We start from the raw sequence: 21290 nt of genomic DNA on the forward strand, positions 1-21290 counted from the left end.
ATTAAACCCGGCAATCCCTTCTTTATGATACTGAGCGAGCCACCTTCTTAAAATTGACGTCCCGCTCAGATTTAACCGTCTTCTAACTTCTCTTACCGGTATCTTATCAAGAAGCATTTGTACAGCCTTGATTTTAAATTCGGAAGAGTAGTAGGTTTTTTTAGTTTTAACATTCAGGCCATCTTCACCTTGTGCCTTATAGTTTTCAATCCATAAGCGGATGGTTTGGAGATCAACATTAAATTCTTGTGAAAGGATTTTATATCCTTTACTTCCATCTAAATAAGCTTGAATGACTTTTAATTTTAACTCTTTTGAATGCTTCGGAATTGGCATAGGGCACACCTCATAAGTTTAAAAAGTCTAACTTATGGGGTGCAGTTCAGGACGGGAAGGGGACACCTACGGGTGTGCTAGTTTGAGATAATACTAGTCTGCTAACCCTTTCTCGTTCTGCCACCATAATTCTATAAATGTCTGGCAGAACTCCCAATAAAAAGGAGTTGGCTTTGCACATCCATTATTTCTTGGCAACCTTTGCCAAAAGCTATAACAACACAACTTAGTTTTTAACGAGTTTGATCGCCATACGGCTGATTAAGCTTTAAATCGTCACGACTAAAAACTTGCAGCAACAATAAAACTTGAGATGTGCCAAGCACAGTCTTTATAGGCTTTGCTATGCCTTTTTTTTAGCTTCAAAAAAGTAAAAGGCTTTTATATCTCATTTATATACAACAAAAATTTAATTTTATAACGGTAAAACTATGCCAAATTTAATTCTCCCAACACGTGCTTTTGAGGTTGTAAAAAAAGGGATCGACTTATTTCACTACGGTGGCTTTCATATGGTCGGTGTCGACAAAATTGTGAAAGAAACCGAAGTGAATAAAATGACGTTTTATAATTATTTTCACTCTAAAGAACGCTTCATTGATATCTGTTTAATTGTGCAAAAAGAACGGCTCCAAGACCAAGTGGTTGCAATAGTGGAGTACGACCATGACACAAGCACAATCGATAAACTCAAAAAACTTTATATATTACACACCGACTTAGAAGGGCCGTACTACTTATTATTTAAGGCTATTTTTGAAACTAAAAACAGTTATCCAAACGCTTACCAAACTGCGGTCAGATACAGAACATGGCTTAGCAATGAAATATATAGTCAGCTTAGATTACTAAAAAACGATGCAGCCTTTAATGACGCCAAAATATTGCTATATATGATTGAAGGCGCAATTATTCAGCTTTTAAGCTCAGAACAGATCGATCAAAAAGAGAGGTTATTTAATTACTTTCTAAATGCTTTGGCTTAGCTAAAAGTGTGGAAATGAAAAGATAGAAACAATAAAAACCATCAAGGTGAGCGTTTTTTCACTACCCTACAAACCTTATTGGTTGTTTAAAGCAATCTTATCTTAGTGATTTAAGTTGAAATCAAACCAAATGATTTCAACTATAAAATCATTAAAATTAATTGTTTAAAGTTTTTAAAGCCATTTCTACACTGTCGTATAGATTTTCAATAGGCACATTATCTTTTGCTTGAACCGTAATACCAAATAGAATCATGCCAAAATAATCTGCTAAAACATCTAAGTTTAAGCTTTCAGCCACATCACCATCTTTTTGACCTTGTTCAAGTCTCGCTCTAATAAGAGCAACGGTTTTTCTGCGTTCATTACTCAAGATGTCTTGTACATTTTTACTTTCAGATGAACCTGATAATGCAGCAGAGACAACTAAACAGCCTGTTTTATCAGGCTTACTATAAAATTGATCAATCGTTCTGATTAACAAATTTTTAATGCCTTCTTGAGCAGTTAAAGACTCTTGAAGTGCCTCAATTCGATAATTACCAAAATTTTTAACATAATAATCAACAGCTTCAATAAACAATTTTTCTTTGTTTCCAAAAGAAGCGTAAAGACTTGGCGGATTGATTTCCATCGCTTTTGTCAGGTCATTAATCGATGTTGCTTCATAACCATTTCGCCAAAATAGATTCATCGCTTTGTCTAATGCAGCATCTCGATCGAAATTACGAGGACGGCCACGACCTGCGGTTTTGTTCATTTTGTTCTCCATTTTGTATCAATCACTACAAAAAATCGTTGACTGTATTTTAGCATGATTATATAGTGATCACTACATAAATAATCTTATGCATATTTTAAGGGCTAACATATGAATCACAAATTATTTAATCCAGTGATTGTGGGCGATGTTGAACTAAGCAATCGTATTGTTATGGCACCGATGACCAGATCAAGAGCAGCACAACCTAATGATGTGCCGACCGAGCTTAATGCACTTTATTACGGTCAACGTGCAAGTGCTGGTTTGATTATCACCGAAGGCACACAAGTTTCTGATGTGGGTAAAGGCTATTCTTTTACGCCCGGTATTTATTCAGAAGAACAAATCAAAGGTTGGGCTTTAGCGACTCAGGCTGTACATGAAAAAGGCGGAAAAATTGCTGCTCAGTTATGGCATGTTGGGCGTATGTCGCACTCTTCACTGCATAGCAACCACGAACAACCCATTGCACCATCTGCTATTCAGGCCAAAGCTTCAGTATTTATTGCCAATGAAAAAGGTGAAGGGGCAATGGTGCCTGCCGAAATGCCAAGAGCAATGGATTTTGATGATATTCAAAACGTTAAACAGGAATTTATTCAAGCTGCTCGCAATGCTGTACAAGCAGGTTTTGATTTAGTCGAAATTCATGCCGCGAATGGTTATTTATTTGACCAGTTCTTATCTACAGATGCGAACCAGCGTACTGATAACTATGGTGGATCTGTTGAAAATCGTGCACGTTTCTTATTGGAAACTGTCGACGCATTGATTGAGGCGATTGGTGCTGGCCGAGTAGGGGTGCGTTTATCACCTTGGGGAACCATTAATGGCATGACAGACCAACAACCCGAAGAAATTACGCTTTATTTAGCTGAACAATTACAAAAAAGAAATATCGCTTATATTCATTTGGCTGAGTGGGACATGCTTCCACATGGTGATACTTATCCTGTGGGTTTCAGAGAAAAACTCCGTTCATTATTCACAAACACATTAATTGTTTGTGGAAATTACTCACTCGAAAGAGCCGAAACTATTCTTGATAAAGGATTAGTAGATGCGGTGGCATTTGGTCGTCCTTTCATTTCTAACCCAGATTTAGTAGAGCGTTTACAGTCAGGCCATGCTTTAGCGCAAGCCAAATCTGAATATTTCTATGGTGGCGATGCAACGGGTTATACCGACTATCCGACTGCTCAATAAGCTCACTCTATAAATCAAGGCTAAGAAAATGAATAAATTTTTTAAAGTAATGACTTTGTCCGCAGCAATTGGTGTATTGGGATTGAGTCAAGCAAATGCAGAATATGACCCAAACTTAAAGTCGATAGATACCCCTCCAGCCGTTTCACAGCAAATGTTTAATAAAGTGAAATCTGAGGGGTTAGGTCAGTATGCTTATGCAAAAGGTTTATCTAGTAAGTTTATAGAGTCTGAAGGCGTAAAACTTCATTACGTTGAAGGTGGATCTAAAGGCACACCAATTGTATTTATTCATGGTTTTGGTTCGACATGGAAAATGTGGGAACCAGTCATGCTTTCTTATATGAAAGACCATAAAGTGATTGCAATAGATTTACCGGGTTTGGGTCAATCATCTCCCATACTTAACGATGATTATTCGGCAGAAAATACATCAAAAATCTTGATTGGTGCGATTAAAAAAATTGCTGGTAAAGGGCCAATCTATTATGTCAGTCACGATTTAGGTAATTCGGCTTCTTATCCACTGGTTGCCAATAATCAGGGCTATATCAAAAAAGTAGTATTTATGGACTCGCCAATTCCAGATCGTGCGATGTTTGGATATCCGGGATACACACTTGATGGTCCAGGTCTGGGTTGGCACTTTGGTTATTTCAGCTTTGGTGATATTGCTGAAAAGCAAATTGCACATGATCCAGATTTATTTTTCTCGTACTTTATTAAAACTTATGCAGGTAAAAAAGACATTTTTACGCCTGAACTCCTTGCTGAGTTGATTGAACCATATTCAACTCGAGATAAATTAAAAGCAGCTTTTGGTTATTACCATTCTCATGCTGATTCAGTTCGTCAAAATGAAGCATTACTTGCTAATGGTAAAAAGTTAACCATACCTTCTATGGCACTTACAGGCCAAAAAGGCGTAAATGATGTTTTGGTGAAAGAGATGCGAGCAAGATTTGTCGCTGATCCTGCCCAATACACTGCCATTATTTTGCCAGATACAGGACACTGGATGGTGGAAGAAAATGCTGAAGGTGTTGAAAAAAGTTTATCGAACTTTTTATTTAAATAAATATGAAATTCATCGCACTCAGGCTTAAGGCTTGGGTGCAATAAATTATTTATTTTAAATGAGTCATTAATATGAATAGATATTTTAAAAATATATCCATTTCTACAGCTTTTATTTTGGTTAGTTCATCATATGCAAATGCAGAATATGACCCAAACTTAAAGTCGATAGATACGCCACCAGCTGTTTCACAGCAAATGTTTAATAAAGTGAAATCTAATGGGCTAGGGCAATATTCTTATGCAAAAGGTTTATCTAGTAAGTTTATAGAGTCTGAAGGCGTAAAACTTCATTACGTTGAAGGCGGATCTAAAGGCACACCAATTGTATTTATTCATGGTTTTGGTTCGACATGGAAAATGTGGGAACCAGTCATGCTTTCTTATATGAAAGACCATAAAGTGATTGCAATAGATTTACCGGGTTTGGGTCAATCATCTCCCATACTTAACGATGATTACTCCGCAGAGAATGTATCGAAAATTCTATTAAGTGCCATAAAACAAATTACCAAGAATGAGCCTATTTATTATGTGAGTCATGACATTGGAAATACGGCCTCTTACCCTCTAGTTGCAAATAATCAAGATTACGTTAAAAAAGTTGTCTTTATGGATTCTCCAATTCCAGATATGGAGACATTCAATCACCCGGGTTATTCACCAAAAGGACCGGGTTTAGGCTGGCATTTTGGCTATTTTAGTTTTGGTGATATTGCTGAAAAGCAAATTGCGAATGACCCAAATTTATTTCTCTCGTACTTTATTAAAACTTATGCAGGTAAAAAAGACATTTTTACGCCTGAACTCCTTGCTGAGTTGATTGAGCCATATTCGACTCGAGATAAATTAAAAGCAGCCTTTGGCTATTACCGTTCAAAGAAAGACTCAGCCCTACAAAATGAAGCACTTTTAGCAAATAACAAAAAGTTATTTATTCCTGCAATGGCGCTTAGTGGTGAAAAGGGAGTGAATGATGTTTTGGTTAAAGAAATGAGAGCGAAGTTTGTGGAAGATCCAGCTAAGTTAGAAGCGGTAATTTTACCTAACACAGGTCATTGGCTAATTGAAGAAAACCCAGAAGGCGTCGAGAAAAGTTTATCCAAATTTCTATTTAAATAATCCGTAAAACTTTTACATTCGAATCGATCTTGAACTCGGATGTAACTCAGCTAAAACATCCTTATTCCTATTTGTTCGAGAGAAATGAAAGATGAAAAATAAACTGCCATTCTTGTCTTTATTTTTTGCTTGTCTTACTGCATCAACAGTCAGTTATGCAAATAATGTGTATGGAGAGCATTTAGAAGGATTTAAATATCCTTATCCGCTCCAATATTTTAACTTCTCATCCCAACAGCAAAATTTAAAAATGGGATATATGGATGTTCAACCCAAAAAACCTAATGGACAAACAGTGGTGGTTTTGCATGGCAAAAACTTTTGTGGTGCAACTTGGGAAGAAACCATTAGTTTTTTAACACAAAATGGCTATCGGGTGATTGCTCCCGATCAAATCGGTTTCTGTACTTCTAGCAAACCAGATCATTATCAATATAGTTTCCAACAGCTTGCAGAGAACACACATGCTTTACTCGATAAATTAGGTGTTAAACAACCTATTTTATTGGCGCATTCAACAGGTGGTATGTTGGCAACCCGCTATGCTTTGATGTATCCGAAAGAAACAAAATTATTAGGAATGGTCAATCCGATTGGTTTAGAGGACTGGAAAGCAAAAGGGGTTCCGTATCGCAGTATTGATCAATGGTATCAGCGTGAACTGAAAGTGAGTGCTGAGTCTATTAAAGCTTATGAATTAAAAACTTATTATCAGGGCCAATGGAAGCCTGAATATGATAAATGGGTAGATATGTTAGCTGGATTAAATGCAGGGAATGGACATGAAAAAGTCGCTTGGAACTCAGCACTTATTTACGACATGATTTTTACTCAACCTGTCTATTATGAATTTTCTCATCTTAAAGTGCCTACCGTGCTGTATATCGGTACAGGTGACACAACTGCAATTGGTAGTGATATAGCTCCACCTGAAGTTAAGCAAAAAATTGGTCAATACAGCGTGCTGGGTAAAGAGGCTGCAAAATTAATTCCAAACGCTGAATTAATTGAATTTGCAGGTATGGGACATTCACCACAAATGCAAAACCCGAAACTATTTCATGAGGCTTTGATCAAAACTTTAAAGAAATACGATTAATGATTTGAGGCAATAAAAGCCCCTCTAAATACGGAGCTTTTATTGCTTATACAATTATTCTTTATACTGCCATGCCTTTAAAAACATTGAACAAACTTCTTGATTGAGTTTTTTCAATTCTTTAGGAGTGGGTGGTGCACCCCCTAGCATTGTTGCAGGATAAGAATATCCCATTACAGCACCCAAAAAGGCTTTAGCAGCTTCATCAGGATGTTCAACTTGAATTAAGCCAGCATTGTGTGCAGTTTCAAGAATATGACTTAAAGACCTCTTAATATTGCCTTGAGTACGATTCTGAATTTTAGGAAGAATCTCTTTCATTTCAACTAAAGCAATAATCAGTAATCGTTGCAGACGAATTGCATCAACATTATAAAAATGAGTTTGCACAGCGTACCCAATATCAAATAAACGTTGATCTAATCGTTTGTTACTATCCACGTGATGCTCAATAAAAGGAGCTTCCATTTCTGCTTTTAAATGGTCGAAGACTTCAATCAGCAGCGCTGTTTTGGTTGGAAAATGGTTATATAAAGTTTGTCGATTTGTACCAGCTTTAGTGGCAATAGCCTCTAAACGGACTTCTAAACCTTGTTCAAGAAATAGTTCACGTGCTGCTGCTATAAGAGTTGGGCGGATTCGAGAGGGACGTCCTGGAGATTTTTTTAACATATGGTGTTTTCTTGCACATCTTATTTATTTACTTTACAGTAAAGTAAATAAATTGTCTATATTTCTCGGGTTCCAGATATGCCTGATATTCATTTTTTTAGTCGTAAAACCTTGTATTTATTGCCTGTGCTCTTGTTTCTAAGTGGATGTGATTCTGAAAAACCTATTGTTAAAAATAATCAAAAGGTCGGCATTATCACTATAAAAAAAGAGACTATTGAATCTTCTTACCAGTTAGCTGGGAGAACAGTGGCCTCTGAAATTTCTCAGGTGCGGCCACAAGTAAATGGAGTAGTTGTCGAGCAATTATTTAAAGAAGGCTCTCAGGTAAGTAAGGGACAGCCTCTTTATAAAATTGATTCATCACTCTATCGCGATAGCGTTGATGAGGCTGCTGGTAACCTTGCACTTGCTAAAGCGACAGTGAATTCAACTCGTCTTCAAGCTGAGCGTTATAAGGAATTAATTAAGGTAAATGGCATTAGTCAGCAAGAACTTGATAATGCGTTAAGTGCCTATGAACAGGCAAAAGCCACCGTTGCTGTAAATGAAGCAGTATTAAAAACAGCGCGAACTAATTTGCGTTATACACAAGTTACTGCGCCTATTTCAGGGCGGATAGGGCGCTCTTCGATTACACGCGGAGCTTTAGTGACTTCTGCACAAACAGATCCTTTAGCAACCATTCAAAAACTTGACCCGATGTATGTCGATTTAACTCAGTCGAGTGATGAATATATGGCGCTACGTAAACAGCTCACTGAAAATGGAATAAAACCAACTGAACTTTCAGTACGTTTACAGCTCGAAAATGGCACCACTTATTCGCAACAAGGAACATTTAAGTTCAGTGATATTGCAGTAGATGAAGCAACTGGAAGTATCACGTTGCGTGCAGCATTTTCAAATCCAAATCATGGTTTATTGCCGGGAATGTATGTACGTGCAGAGCTTGGAACGGGTACGCGATCTAACAGCATTTTAATTCCCCAAGGAGCACTTTTTAGAGATGCAGATGGAAACGCGCTTGTATGGGTGGTTGGAAAAGATAATAAAGTTGAACAACGAAAAATTACGCTAGGAAATGCAATTGATAACCGTTGGTTAGTGAAATCGGGCTTGAACGAAGGAGATCAAGTCATTGTTGATGGCCTGCAAGGTTTAAGTGCCGGTATGGCGATTGAACCTACTCCAATGACCTGAGGATGCGCTATGTTGTCGAGTTTTTTTATTGCACGGCCTATTTTTGCTTGGGTTCTTTCTATTTGTATTATGGCCTTGGGTACCATTTCTATTTTGACCTTACCCATTGAACAATATCCAGATATTGCACCACCGGGTGTAAACGTCACTGCAAATTATCCCGGGGCATCTGCCAAAACTGTTGAAGATAGTGTAACCCAGATTTTGGAACAGCAAATTAAGGGCATTGATGGGTTACTTTATTTTTCATCGAGTAGCAGCTCCGCTGGCCAGGCACGTATAAGCTTAAGTTTTAATCAAAAAACAAACCCTGATACAGCGCAGGTTCAGGTCCAAAATGCAGTCAATCAGGCGCTTAGCCGATTACCGCAAGAAGTGCAGCAGCAAGGTATAACCGTGACAAAGTCACAAGGCGATAGTCTATTGGTTTTTGCACTTTACGATGAAAGTAATACAAGAACTTCTGTCGATATATCCGACTACATGGTGAGCACACTTCAAGACCCGCTAAGTCGCGTCGATGGCGTAGGTGAAATCACAGTATTTGGTGCTCAATATGCAATGCGCATATGGCTCGATCCACATAAACTAAATAGCTATGGCCTTATGCCTTCAGATGTCAGAACTGCGATTGAAGCTCAAAATGCACAAATTACAGCAGGTGAGTTGGGGGCATTACCAACTCGTGACGGACAGGCTTTAAATGCAACCGTAACAGCATTATCCCGTCTACAGACCGTAAATCAATTTGAAAATATTATTTTACGGACTCAAACAAACGGAGCTGTAGTTTTACTTAAAGATGTAGCTCGTGTAGAGCGCGGTGCAGAAAATTATCAAACCTCTACACGTTTGAATGGAAAGCCAGCTTCGGGTATGTCTATTCAACTTGCTTCGGGCGCCAATGCTTTAGAAACTGCTGAAAGAGTAAAAGCTGAGGTCACGCGTTTAACCGGTTCTATGCCATCAGGGTTAAAAGTTGCATATCCACGTGACAGTACTCCATTTGTTGAAGCATCTGTAAAAGGAGTGATTAAAACTTTAGCTGAGGCAATTGTTCTAGTCATTATTGTCATGTTCTTATTTTTACAGAGCTGGCGCGCGACTTTAATTCCAGCTATTGCGGTTCCGGTCGTATTGTTAGGAACGTTTGGTGTACTCAGTATATTGGGTTATAGCATTAATACGCTGACTTTATTTGCGATGGTACTTGCAATTGGTTTACTAGTAGATGATGCAATTGTGGTCGTAGAAAATGTAGAGCGGGTTATGCATGAGCAACATCTTGATGCCCGGCAAGCTACCCTAATTTCAATGAAAGAAATATCGGGTGCGTTGGTCGGTATTGCGATGGTACTTGCTGCGGTATTTTTACCTATGGCTTTTTTTGGTGGTTCTGTCGGCATTATTTATCGCCAATTTTCGGTAACACTCGTATCGGCTATGGTGCTTTCAGCCATTGTTGCTTTAACCCTTTCACCTGCGTTATGTGCAACCTTACTTAAACCTGCAAATGAAAAACAAAAGCAGAGAAAATTCTTTACTTGGTTCAATCGTAAAGTCGAACAAGGGCAGTCAAGCTATCGTATAAAGCTGCTCGCTGTTTTAGGTAAACCCAAAATATTTATGATCATATTCTTAGGTATTACAGCTTTGTTAGGCTGGCAATATACGCGAATGAATACTGGGTTTTTACCACAAGAAGACCAAGGCTCAGTTATGGTCCAGTTTAGTACACCAGTAGGCACAACACTCGCTGAAACAGAACGGGTAGGTAACTTGATAGCAGATTATTTCCTGACGAAAGAAAAGGATAATCTCAATGTGATTTTCATGGTGATGGGTAGAAATAACGCAGGCAGTGGGCAAAATGTGGGAATGGCATTTGCTGGACTCAAACATTGGGATGACCGAGAAGGGAGTGAAAACACAGCAGAAGCAGTGATTGCTCGGGCAAACTCATATTTTAAGTCGCTGCGTAACGCACGTGTTCAGGTACTTTCACCAGCCGCAGTAAGGGGGCTTGGGCAATCAAGTGGTTTTGAGCTTTGGTTACAAGATGCTGAAAATAAAGGACGTGATGCTTTACTGGCGGCACAAAACACTGTGTTAAAAGCAGCAAGTGCTGATTCTGGCTTAGCAGCAGTCCGTCTAAATAGTTTAGAAGATAAAGCTCAGTTACAAGTCGACATCGATCAAAGAAAAGCCAGTGCACTTGGTTTGGCTAAAGCCGATATCAGTAATACGCTGTCGTCGGCATGGGGTGGATCTTATATTAATGATTTCATCGATCAGGGACGTGTTAAGCGAGTTTATATGCAAGGAGACGCGATTTATCGTTCCTTACCTCAAGATATTGGGCAATGGTATGTTCGCGGTGCTACAGGTCAGATGACACCATTTTCTAGTTTCTCTTCTGTAAAATGGCAAATGGGACCACAAATGCTGCAACGCTTTAATGGTCTTTCAGCTGTACAAATACAAGGCTCCGCGGCAACTGGTGAAAGTTCTGGTGGGGCTATGGATAAGATGCAGGAGTTAGTTGATCAACAACAAGGCTTTAACCTTCAGTGGAGCGGGTTGTCTTATCAAGAGAAGTTAGCTGGCGGTCAAACCATTTGGTTATATTTAGCATCCATTATCTTTATCTTTTTGTGTTTAGCAGCACTTTATGAAAGTTGGTCCATTCCTGTTTCTGTCATGCTAGTGATTCCTTTAGGTCTGATTGGAGCTGTGGTGGCTGCAAGTCTGGCTGGTTTTGTGAATGATATTTACTTTCAGGTAGCTATGCTTACTACCATTGGACTTTCTGCCAAAAATGCTATTTTGATTGTTGAGTTCGCGGCAGCCAAGTTAGAGGCAGGGCAAGCATTAATGGAAGCGATTATTGAAGGAGCAGGGCAGCGATTACGTCCCATTATTATGACATCTCTGGCATTTGTTGCGGGCGTTCTTCCCTTGGCTGTATCTACAGGAGCAGGAGCTGTTAGCCGTAAAGAAATTGGTATAGCCGTAACGGGCGGTATGATTTCAGGAACCTTGCTTTCTATTTTCTTTGTGCCTTTATTCTTTCTTTTAGTTCGCCGTTTAACCAATAAGCTAAACGAAAAAAAGATGTCATAAAATAATGAAAGTCATTAAAAATTAGACCCTCACACTATTTATAGCATGAGGGTCTAAAAGACTTATCACTTAGAATGTATTTTGAATAATGACTTCATCGAAAGGAAGTTTACCCACACGTGGGTAAGGTTCAGAAGCTGACTTACCAACAGCAATCATTAAACACACCACATGGTCTTCAGGCAAGTTAACGAGCTTCGCCATTGCGTCAAAGTCAAAACCATCCATCGGGCAGCTATCTAAACCATGTTCTTGGGCAAGTAACATCAGAGTTTGAGCAAAAATCCCCGCACTACGCATAACTTCGTCACGTTGGGTTTGTGGGCGGTCACGGTAATACTGGTCAATCGCGCCAGCCATAATATTTTGAACTTCTGGAGTCGCACCATCCCATACACGTTTAGCATCAACTTCCCATGTATTTAATTTTGCACATAATACAATGAGTAAAGATGCTTCTGTAACTTGTGGTTGGTCCCAAGCAATAGCACGAATTTTTTGTCTTAACTCAGCATCTTCGACAACAACCGGACGCCAATGCTGCAAGTTAAAAGCACTTGGTGCATTTGCTAAAACTTCTTGTAATAACTGCTTTTTGTTATCTTCAGATAACTGAAAAGAAGGGTCGAAGCGTTTAATTGCACGGCGCTTACGGAGAGCATCAATAACATTCATAAGATTTTCCTACTTGAGAATTGGGTAGCTGTACTCGTTATTTTGTATAACGTTGGGCTACTTCAGCCGAAGAAAAGTTTGGTAATAATGTCATACGTGATTTTTCAAAATTATTCCATTGATTTTCGTCTTTCAGCACAGGAATTGTAATTGTTTCTTTACGATCAAAGCCGATTAGAGCAGCATCCACCAAATCATTGACGTCCATTAATGGCGGAACTTGGCTTAAATCGATACCTGAACGTTCCCAAATTTCAGTTTTGGTTGCAGAAGGCAATACGGCTTGCACATGTACGCCATGATCTTTTAACTCTAAATGTAAGCCTTGGCTAAAAAAATGTATAAAGGACTTACTTGCACCATAAATGGTAGAACCAAATTCAGGAGACAACCCAACAACAGAACCTAAATTAATAATTGAGCCTTTACCTTTACGTACGAGTTGCTCGGAAACCGCATGAGACAAACGAACAACCGCCGTCATATTTAAAGTCATGAGTGTTTCAATTTCTTTAATATCTTGAGTTAAAAAATTTCCGCTAAGTGTAATACCTGCGTTATTTACCAAAATTTCAATATCAGCATCGTTTTTTAGAACATCTTCAATTTTGCTAATGTCTTGATCCTTTGATAAATCGGCCTGAATAAATTCGACCTGTACACCGTATTTTGCTTGAAGGTCTCTCGAGATTTTGTCTAAGCGGTTGGTATCTCGTGCAACCAAGATTAAGTGATGGCCACGTTGTGCAAAACGGTCTGCATAAACAGAACCAATCCCTGACGAAGCCCCTGTAATAAGTACTTTTGATTGAGCTGACATGTGATGTCTCCACGCTTTATTTTTTAGATGATGATCATAATCTAAAATAACTAATTTTTGATGTCAATCATAATCAATGTATAATTATGACTAGTAGGGTGAATAAAAATGGGTGCGCCAGCATGAAAGTCAGTAAAACTCAGGTAAAAGAAAACCGAGATAAAATTGTTGAAAAGGCGACTCAACTATTTCGTAGCAAAGGCTACGATGGGGTCGGCATTGCCGAGTTAATGTCTAGCGCAGGTTTTACCCACGGCGGCTTTTATAAACATTTCAGTTCGAAAACAGACCTTGTCTCAATTACTGTTAAACATGGACTTGAGCAGGTTTTAAAAAGAATAGAAGGTTTAAACTTAACTCAATTTATTCAGCTTTATGTGTCTCGTACTCATCGAGATAATCGAGATTTGGGCTGCACACTAACGGCGCTATCTTGTGATGCTGCACGACAGCCAGACGAAGTAAAAGTAGAATTTGAAGAGGGCATTGAGCAACTTATTCGGTTCATTATGAATGAACGAGCCAAACAAGTTTCTTTGGAAACGCCAGAGTTGAGAAAGCAAGCCATTAATATTCTTGCTCAATCCGTAGGTGCAATTGCCTTATCTCGCGCATGCCCAGACCAATCAAACCTTAGCGATGAAATCTTAGAAAGCTGTAAAGAGAGCCTTTTAAAATTAGCCGATTAAGCTTTTTTATCTTTCAAGCTGGTTTGCTAAACTGAATTAATCTCGAAATATCGACTGTTCGCTCATAAATGAGTTCCGCCGCATGTTCACAGGCTTGTTCTAATCTAATGGGGCCATTGGCGACTGAAAAAGCAGCCGTAACGCCATGCTCATAAAGCGCTTGGTAGCCTTCGCCTAATGTCCCTGCAATCACAATTACAGGTATATTGTGCGCCTTTGCTATTTGGCTCACCCCAAAAACTGTTTTACCACTTAAAGTTTGCTGGTCAAATTTACCTTCACCCGTAATCACCCAATCTGCATCAGCAATTTTACGTTCAAGTTCATTCAGTTCAGCCACGACTTTAACACCAGCTTTAAACGATGCATTTAAATAACTTTTGGCAGCAAAGCCCAAACCACCCGCAGCACCTGAGCCTGCTTCATCTCGTTTGTCAAAACCTAAAAGCTCCGCTGACACATCGGCAAAATGCGCAAGCGCTGCATCAAGTAACTTTACTTGAGTCGGAGAAGCACCTTTTTGTGGACCAAAAATATGAGATGCGCCATTTGGACCGCAAAGCGGATTGGTTACATCGGCAGCCAGTAAAAAACGTGTATGTTCAATGCGTGAGTCGAAATGTGTTAAATCAATGTGTGATAGGTTGCTTAGAGCGAGGCCACCTGCGGGTAAAACCTTTTGATTGGTATCGAGCAAAACAGTACCTAAAGCACTAAGTAACCCTGTGCCACCATCATTTGTGGCGCTGCCGCCCACAGTTAAAATAATCTCTTTTGCACCTGCATCTAAAGCATCTAAAATGAGCTGCCCTGTGCCAAAGGTTGTACTGTGGCAAGCATCACACTCAGACGGTGGGACTAACTGTATGCCGCTTGCTTGAGCCATTTCAATGATGGCGATTTTTTGCTTTTCTAACCATCCCCATTTGGCTTGAACAGGCTGACCTAATGGCCCAACCACCGTTTTTTCACGCCATTGACCATCGCAGACTTCTAAAACAGCTTCAATGGTTCCTTCACCACCATCTGCCATTGGGCACAAAACAGTTTCGGCATCGGGAAAAACAGCTTGCCATCCTTTGGCAATGGCTTGAGCTACCTTCAAAGCAGATAAGCTGTCTTTAAATGAGTCAGGGGCGATCACAAGCTTCATAAACGTTCTAATACAGATAGATTTCTCATTGTTTTATACTGCTTAATACGAAAAAAACATAGATAAACACATGTAGGCGTCAATTTTTAAATACTTTCAATCTGATAAAAATGAAAATCAATAATGTTTTTATCTGTAAAAAATTGGATTGTAAAATTTTTAAGTTATTGTTTTATAAATTTTTATATAAATAGTATGGTTGTTTTGAATGATTGTAATTGTAAACAATATGGCACATATTATAAGAACGGTTGAGCCAGCTTTTAAAATAGCGGAAACCTATAAAAAGTAGACTCTACAAATAAACTAAACAGCAGATTGTCTTGATATAACCATAATTTAAATTGTGATTTTATTGGATCTGTTGAGTGTAAAAGAAATAAGAGGATGAAAAAGTGGATAATTCAGAAGAACAAAAGCATATACAGGAAAATAACGGTTTTGCGCGAATTGAGCCATATACTCATCCTGCTGGTGGGTGGGGCGCACTCCTTAGTGTCGCTCGAAACCTAAAGCGACAAGATGTTTTAGGTAAAGGTTCAATTACCTTACTCAACATTAACCAGCCTACAGGTTTTGACTGTCCCGGTTGTGCATGGCCAGAAAAGAAAGATGCCCATGCCTTTAACTTCTGTGAAAATGGTGCCAAAGCAGTTGCTTTTGAAGCAACCAGTAAAACCGTTACTCCCGAATATTTCGCAGGCCATACGGTTAGTTGGCTATCAGAACAAAGTGACTTTTTCCTAGAAGACTTAGGCCGCTTAACTGACCCAGTTCGTTATGACGCTGCAACCGATAAATATGTTCCTATTTCATGGGACGATGCCTTTAAGCTCATTGCTCAACATTTACATGCGCTAGACAACCCAGACCAAGCGGCATTTTATACATCTGGCCGTGCCAGTAACGAAGCTGCATTTTTATATCAATTGTTTGTGAGAAGCTTTGGTACAAATAACTTTCCAGACTGTTCAAACATGTGCCATGAAACCACAAGTGTTGGCTTGCTTGACTCGATTGGTTTAGGAAAGGGCACAATCACCCTAGACGACTTTGACCTAGCTGATGCTATTTTTAGTTTTGGGCACAACCCGGGAACCAACCATCCACGTATGTTAGGCACTTTGCGTGAAGTGTCTAAACGCGGTGGCAACATTATTGCGATTAACCCGATTAAAGAGCGAGGCTTAGAGCGTTTCCAAGACCCGCAAGCACCGCTTGAGATGATGACCAATGGCAGTACGCCAATTAGCCGTTATTATTTCCAGCCTAAAATTGGTGGCGACTATGCACTGATGTTAGGAATGTTAAAGCACTTAAATGAATGGGATAAAAAAGCACTTGCTTCAGGTAAACCAAGCGTTTTTGACCGAAACTTTATTGCGGTGAATACCGTTGGTTTCGATGAGATGATTGCTGAGGTGGAAAGAACTGAGTGGGCAGATATTTATAAGCACTCAGGCCTGTCGCCTGAACATTTAGAAAAGCTTGCTAAACTCTTTTTAGAGTCAGAGCGCTCCATTTTCTGTTGGGGGATGGGGATTACCCAGCACCGACACGGAACTGCTAACGTACATATGCTGGCAAATTTATTGTTGGCACGTGGTCAAATTGGTAGACCAGGTGCAGGGCTGTGTCCGGTTCGTGGGCACAGTAACGTGCAAGGCGACCGCACGATGGGTATTAATGAACTACCTAGCCCGAAATTACTCGACAACATTGACCGTGTGTTCGGTATTAAATCGCCAAGAAAAAATGGGCATGGTGTGGTCGAAACCATTAAAGCCATGGCTGAAGGCGAAGTTAAAGTCTTTATTGGTTTGGGCGGAAACTTTGCGGTTGCAACTCCCGATACTCCATATACTCAAGAAGCGCTTAGAAAATGTGATTTAACTGTACATGTCGCAACGAAATTAAATCGTAGCCATTTGGTGTGTGGTAAAGACGCACTTATTTTGCCATGTTTAGGCCGTACCGAAATTGATGAACAGCTTCATGGCCCACAAGCGATTTCGGTTGAAGACTCAATGAGTAATGTTCACTTGTCGGCAGGACGCAATACGCCAATTTCTAAAAACATATTGTCGGAACCGGATATCGTAGCAAGAATGGCTGAAGCAGTACTTCCAGACAGTCAGATTAAATGGAGATGGTACATCGAAAGTTATGATCGTATTCGTGACTCAATTGCCGATGTATTTGATGAGTTCCATGACTTTAATTTACGTGTTTATAAACCGGGCGGTTTCCACCTAGAGCATCCAGCCAATCAGCACATCTGGAATACCAAGAGTGGTAAAGCGCAGTTTATGATTACGCCGCTGAGTGAGGTTTATGCCGATAAGGAAAATCAGTACGCTGCGGCATATACCGAAAGTAAGGTTTATACCTTAATGACCACTCGCTCTCATGACCAATACAACACCACTTTATATGGTCTAGATGACCGTTACCGCGGAGTGTTTGGTCAGCGCCGTGTGTTGTTTATGAACCAAGCTGATATTGATGAAGCAGGCTTTGAAGCAAATCAGTGGGTCGATATTGAAAGCGTTTTCTCGGATGGCGTGAAACGTATTGTGCATAGTTTCCGTATTGTGCCGTATAACATTCCGCGAGGCAGCTTGGCGGCTTACTATCCGGAAACCAATCCTTTAGTGGCCTTAAGCAGTCACGATAAATATGCCAAGATTCCGGCATCAAAAAGTGTTCCTGTGATTTTGCATCCCGGGAATGCACCAGAGCACTTTAACTTGGCAACAGCAGTTGACCCTGAAGATGCCAATAAGAAAGTCAGCAGCCTCTAAGTGAACCTGTTTTTTAAAATGAAATCTAAGCAAATGGCGCTCTAAACAAGCGCCATTCTTGAAATAAAGGAAATAATTTTGACACCACATGCTTATGGGGTTGAAACATTGCCAGTACAGCGGTTTAACAAAACCGAATCTGAAAATGTTTTAGATCATATTGTGCAAGAGTACCCAATTGCTTTGGTATATAACGGTATTTCACATGCGGTGATGATGGCAACACCGACCGATGTCGAATTATTTGCCAAAGGTTTTAGTCTCTCGGAAGGCATTTTGACCAGTTTAAAAGAGCTATATGTCCTTGATGTACATCAAAATGAATTGGGCATTACGGTGGAAATGACCATTTCATCGAGAGCATTTGCCGCATTAAAAGAACACCGTCGTATGATGGTAGGTCGTACAGGCTGTGGTTTATGTGGCATTGAAAGTTTGGAGCAGTTTCAGTTAGATGTTCCCAAAATTACAACGCATGCATCAAAGCTATGGCTTGAGCAAATTCCGAGTGCCATTTCTCATTTAAAAACTCAACAAGAAATTACTGCTTTAACGGGTGGGGCGCATGCCGCTGCTTGGGTGGTTGATGGTCAAATCGTGGCTTTATTTGAAGATGTTGGCCGCCATAATGCTTTAGACAAATTAATTGGTTATATAGCGCAAGAAAACTACGACACCAGTTTAGGTTTTGTGGTGATGACCAGTCGGGCAAGTTATGAACTGATACGAAAATGTGCTCAGCTGAATATAAGTCTACTGGCGTCAATTTCAGCACCTACTAGCATGGCCATACAGTTAGCCAAACAATCTGGCCTGACATTGGCAAGTTTTTGTAGGGGAGACCGGTTTGTTTTATATACAGAAATTTAAAATATATCGTTCAATATGAGGGGCTTAAAACGAAGCTCATCTGACATTTCTGTTGCTTTTAAGCTATGGATAGATTTTATAGATTATTATAAAACTCAAAAGGTTCAGAGTCTGTCCAAATGTCTTGGTTACAATCACTAAAAGAATGGGCAAAACGTCTAAAAAAACAAATTATTATGCTTTGGTTTGCCTCAAGGCATCCTCAAATGCCGTGGTTACCCAAAGTGATTGCGGTCGTGGCTGTGGCTTATGCTTTTAGTCCTATCGACTTAATTCCAGATTTTATTCCTATTTTAGGCTTTGTAGATGATGCCATCATTTTACCGATACTCATTTGGCTAGCGCTTCGCTTTACGCCTCAACAAGTCATTTTAGATGCAGAACAACAAGCCAAAGAATGGTTAGATGAACATGAGAAAGGGCCACGAAATTATTTGGTTGCTGTACTGATTATTTTAATTTGGCTCACACTTGCCGTGATGGCTTACTTTTATTTTGGTGGTGGTTTGTAGTTGAACTGAGTCTTAAAACCTGTGCGAATTTAATACCCTTAACATTGTGCTTTGCTACAACTCAAAGGATAATAACGTTTTTATAAACTATGGGTTGCAGACCATGAAAATCGTCGCAGATGAAAATTTGGCGTTTACCGATTACTTTTTTTCAGAATTTGGCGATATTCAACACCATGCAGGACGCACCTTAACGCACGCAGATGTGAAAGATGCTGAAGCTTTATTGGTCCGCTCAGTTACTGCTGTAAATGAAAGTTTAATTCAAAACACCGCTTTAAAATATGTAGGTAGTGCCACAATTGGTACTGATCATTTAGATATTCAAGCCCTAGAAAAACATAATATTACATGGGCCAATGCCGCAGGTTGTAATGCACAGGCAGTTGCTGAATATGTCATTACCGCTTTACTTCATTTAGATGGTAGCCTTTTAGAACAACAAGAAAAATTTACGCTAGGCATTGTGGGGCTTGGCAACGTGGGTAAACGTTTAGCTTATATGGCTCGGTTGCTTGGCTGGAACGTAATTGGCTTTGACCCATATGTAACATTAGATTCAATTGAAAATGTGAACTTTAAAACCCTATTACAACAAGCCAATGCTATTTCAATTCATGTGCCACTCACCAAAAACGGTGAACATGCGACATATCATCTTTTCAACGAAGAAACTTTTGCAGCGCTTCAACCAGATACAATTTTAATTAATAGCGCTCGTGGTCCGGTTGTGAAAGAAGCTGCTTTAATCGAAGACATTCAACGTACCAAACGTAAAGTTGTACTTGATGTATTTGAACATGAGCCAGTGATATCAGATGAGCTTTTAAATATGTTGGCTTTGGCGACACCGCATATTGCAGGTTATAGCTTGGAAGGAAAAGCTCGTGGTACACAAATGATTTATGAAGCGTTTTGCCAAAAATTTGGCTACGACATTAATAAGCGTTTCGAAACGCAGTTGCCTGCATGTGAAGATTATTTTTCAGGACATGACTTAAAAGCAGTATTAAAGCAAAAAATATCTCATATTTATGATATTGCTCAAGATGATGCCAACATCCGTGCCTGTGTTAAAGATGGCAAAGTAGAGCAAAAAGCATTTGATTTATTACGTAAGAATTATCCACTGCGCCGTGAATGGGCAGCACACGGGGGACCGCAAGCATGAGTTTAAGTTATCAACCTACGTGTTCAATTGATGCTTTAAAGGCTCGTGCCAAACTTTATACCCAAATCCGTCAGTTCTTTGCAGAACGTGGGGTCATGGAAGTTGAAACACCCGTAGTTTCACAAGCAGGCGTTACCGATGTGCATTTGGCTTCGGTTCAGGCGTTACGCCATATCAATGGCAAATTACAGACTCAGTATTTACAGACTTCTCCTGAGTTTGCCATGAAACGTTTGCTAGCAAGTGGTAGCGGGCCGATTTATCAAATATGCAAGGTTTTTCGTGATGATGAACACGGGCGTAAACACAACAGTGAATTTACCATGCTCGAATGGTATCGTCCGGGTTTAGACTTAAAAGCATTAATGCATGAAACAGCCGATTTATTGCAAACCTGTTTACAGCATCGTTTTGGCGAAGTTCGTCCATTTATTTTAAGTTATAAGCATGCCTTTCAGGACCGTTTAGATATTAACCCGTTACAAGCAACTTTAAAGCAACTCAAAGATACTGCAAATCGTGTGGGGTTAAATCTCGATTTAGGTGATGACCGCTTAGCTTATATGGACTTGTTGTTTTCTCATTTTGTTGAGCCAAGTTTAGGTTTTGATGCACCTGTCTTTTTAACTGACTTTCCGCCAGAAATGGCGTCTTTGGCAAAAGTGAAAGTAGATGAAGATGGGGAAGAGGTCGCAGCGCGTTTTGAGATTTATATCGAAGGTCTGGAACTTGCCAATGCTTACGATGAATTGCTCGATGCAGAAGTTTTACGTTCACGCTTTGAAGCAGACAATGCAGAACGGGCTAAGCAAGGGCTTCATGTTATGCCATTAGATGAACACTTGTTAGCAGCTTTGCCTCATATGCCAGAATGTTCAGGAATTGCTTTAGGCATAGACCGATTACTCATGGTTGCAACCGAACAACTTAAAATTGAAAAAGTCATCGCATTTCCAGCCGAAATTGCCTGAGGGCGAGCAAATAAAAAAGCCACATATAGTGGCTTTTT

19 protein-coding genes are annotated in these 21290 nt (G+C 39.7%); 13 read left to right on the forward strand and 6 right to left on the reverse strand.

All coding sequences use genetic code 11. The features are described from left to right. Positions 1-336: helix-turn-helix domain-containing protein (locus J671_RS07985; RefSeq protein ID WP_031981918.1), on the reverse strand; the 336-nt coding region annotated here is incomplete at its 3' end. A 431-nt stretch (positions 337-767) separates the two neighbouring features. Between J671_RS07985 and J671_RS07990 the strand changes: the two genes are divergently transcribed. Beyond that, complete coding sequence (locus J671_RS07990; RefSeq protein ID WP_004707392.1) at positions 768-1322, forward strand: TetR/AcrR family transcriptional regulator; 555 nt, start codon at positions 768-770, stop codon at positions 1320-1322. A 157-nt stretch (positions 1323-1479) separates the two neighbouring features. Here J671_RS07990 and J671_RS07995 read toward each other — a convergent pair whose 3' ends face one another. Continuing rightward, on the reverse strand, positions 1480-2082 hold the full coding sequence (locus J671_RS07995; RefSeq protein WP_002048563.1) for a TetR/AcrR family transcriptional regulator: 603 nt from the start codon (positions 2080-2082) through the stop codon (positions 1480-1482). A 111-nt stretch (positions 2083-2193) separates the two neighbouring features. On the opposite strand from J671_RS07995, the gene J671_RS08000 reads away from it, so the two are divergent. The 4 genes from J671_RS08000 (at position 2194) to J671_RS08015 (ending at position 6589) form a co-directional block, all read left to right on the forward strand. Next, positions 2194-3291: an alkene reductase gene (locus tag J671_RS08000; protein WP_031981919.1), complete on the forward strand. Its 1098-nt coding sequence runs from the start codon at positions 2194-2196 to the stop codon at positions 3289-3291. Positions 3292-3319: 28 nt separating this feature from the next. Then, a complete protein-coding gene (locus J671_RS08005; protein ID WP_031981920.1) occupies positions 3320-4369 on the forward strand; it encodes an alpha/beta fold hydrolase in 1050 nt (349 codons plus the stop codon). 71 nt (positions 4370-4440) lie between these two features. Beyond that, positions 4441-5490 carry an alpha/beta fold hydrolase gene (locus J671_RS08010; RefSeq protein ID WP_031981922.1) on the forward strand — a complete coding sequence of 350 codons (1050 nt, stop codon included), beginning with the start codon at positions 4441-4443 and terminating at the stop codon, positions 5488-5490. A 91-nt stretch (positions 5491-5581) separates the two neighbouring features. Further along, a complete protein-coding gene (locus J671_RS08015; RefSeq protein WP_031981924.1) occupies positions 5582-6589 on the forward strand; it encodes an alpha/beta fold hydrolase in 1008 nt (335 codons plus the stop codon). Between the two features lie 54 nt (positions 6590-6643). Here the strand turns inward: J671_RS08015 and J671_RS08020 are convergent, their stop codons facing one another. After that, positions 6644-7261: a TetR/AcrR family transcriptional regulator gene (locus tag J671_RS08020; RefSeq protein WP_002048558.1), complete on the reverse strand. Its 618-nt coding sequence runs from the start codon at positions 7259-7261 to the stop codon at positions 6644-6646. 78 nt (positions 7262-7339) lie between these two features. Between J671_RS08020 and adeD the strand changes: the two genes are divergently transcribed. Both adeD and adeE read left to right on the forward strand, forming a co-directional pair. After that, positions 7340-8464, forward strand: a complete 1125-nt coding sequence (gene adeD, locus J671_RS08025) for a multidrug efflux RND transporter periplasmic adaptor subunit AdeD (RefSeq protein ID WP_031981926.1) — start codon at positions 7340-7342, stop codon at positions 8462-8464. A gap of 9 nt (positions 8465-8473) precedes the next feature. Further along, complete coding sequence (adeE, locus tag J671_RS08030) at positions 8474-11587, forward strand: multidrug efflux RND transporter permease subunit AdeE (RefSeq protein WP_031981927.1); 3114 nt, start codon at positions 8474-8476, stop codon at positions 11585-11587. A gap of 69 nt (positions 11588-11656) precedes the next feature. Here adeE and J671_RS08035 read toward each other — a convergent pair whose 3' ends face one another. Continuing rightward, positions 11657-12262 carry a nitroreductase family protein gene (locus J671_RS08035; RefSeq protein WP_002048541.1) on the reverse strand — a complete coding sequence of 202 codons (606 nt, stop codon included), beginning with the start codon at positions 12260-12262 and terminating at the stop codon, positions 11657-11659. A gap of 37 nt (positions 12263-12299) precedes the next feature. Beyond that, positions 12300-13082: an SDR family NAD(P)-dependent oxidoreductase gene (locus tag J671_RS08040; protein WP_031981928.1), complete on the reverse strand. Its 783-nt coding sequence runs from the start codon at positions 13080-13082 to the stop codon at positions 12300-12302. Positions 13083-13204: 122 nt separating this feature from the next. Here J671_RS08040 and J671_RS08045 point away from each other — a divergent pair, with 122 nt between their 5' ends. Continuing rightward, positions 13205-13771, forward strand: a complete 567-nt coding sequence (locus J671_RS08045) for a TetR/AcrR family transcriptional regulator (RefSeq protein ID WP_022575236.1) — start codon at positions 13205-13207, stop codon at positions 13769-13771. A gap of 13 nt (positions 13772-13784) precedes the next feature. On the opposite strand, the gene J671_RS08050 is transcribed toward J671_RS08045, so the two are convergent. After that, the gene (locus J671_RS08050) at positions 13785-14924 is read right to left on the reverse strand and encodes a glycerate kinase (RefSeq protein ID WP_031981930.1); all 1140 of its coding nucleotides are present in this window, start codon (positions 14922-14924) and stop codon (positions 13785-13787) included. Positions 14925-15319: 395 nt separating this feature from the next. Between J671_RS08050 and J671_RS08055 the strand changes: the two genes are divergently transcribed. From J671_RS08055 to epmA, 5 genes are all read left to right on the forward strand, one after another. After that, positions 15320-17728 carry an FdhF/YdeP family oxidoreductase gene (locus tag J671_RS08055; protein ID WP_031981931.1) on the forward strand — a complete coding sequence of 803 codons (2409 nt, stop codon included), beginning with the start codon at positions 15320-15322 and terminating at the stop codon, positions 17726-17728. Positions 17729-17806: 78 nt separating this feature from the next. Further along, on the forward strand, positions 17807-18598 hold the full coding sequence (fdhD, locus tag J671_RS08060; protein ID WP_031981934.1) for a formate dehydrogenase accessory sulfurtransferase FdhD: 792 nt from the start codon (positions 17807-17809) through the stop codon (positions 18596-18598). 119 nt (positions 18599-18717) lie between these two features. Next, positions 18718-19110: a YkvA family protein gene (locus tag J671_RS08065; RefSeq protein ID WP_031981937.1), complete on the forward strand. Its 393-nt coding sequence runs from the start codon at positions 18718-18720 to the stop codon at positions 19108-19110. A gap of 103 nt (positions 19111-19213) precedes the next feature. After that, entirely contained in the window at positions 19214-20281 is a 1068-nt protein-coding gene (locus J671_RS08070) for a 4-phosphoerythronate dehydrogenase (protein ID WP_031981940.1), read from the forward strand. Continuing rightward, on the forward strand, positions 20278-21252 hold the full coding sequence (epmA, locus tag J671_RS08075) for an EF-P lysine aminoacylase EpmA (protein ID WP_031981941.1): 975 nt from the start codon (positions 20278-20280) through the stop codon (positions 21250-21252). The genes J671_RS08070 and epmA overlap by 4 nt, the downstream gene beginning before the upstream one ends. The last annotated feature ends 38 nt before the right edge of the window (positions 21253-21290 follow it).

The organism is Acinetobacter sp. 1130196, from assembly GCF_000588095.1.
Classification (GTDB): domain Bacteria; phylum Pseudomonadota; class Gammaproteobacteria; order Pseudomonadales; family Moraxellaceae; genus Acinetobacter; species Acinetobacter nosocomialis.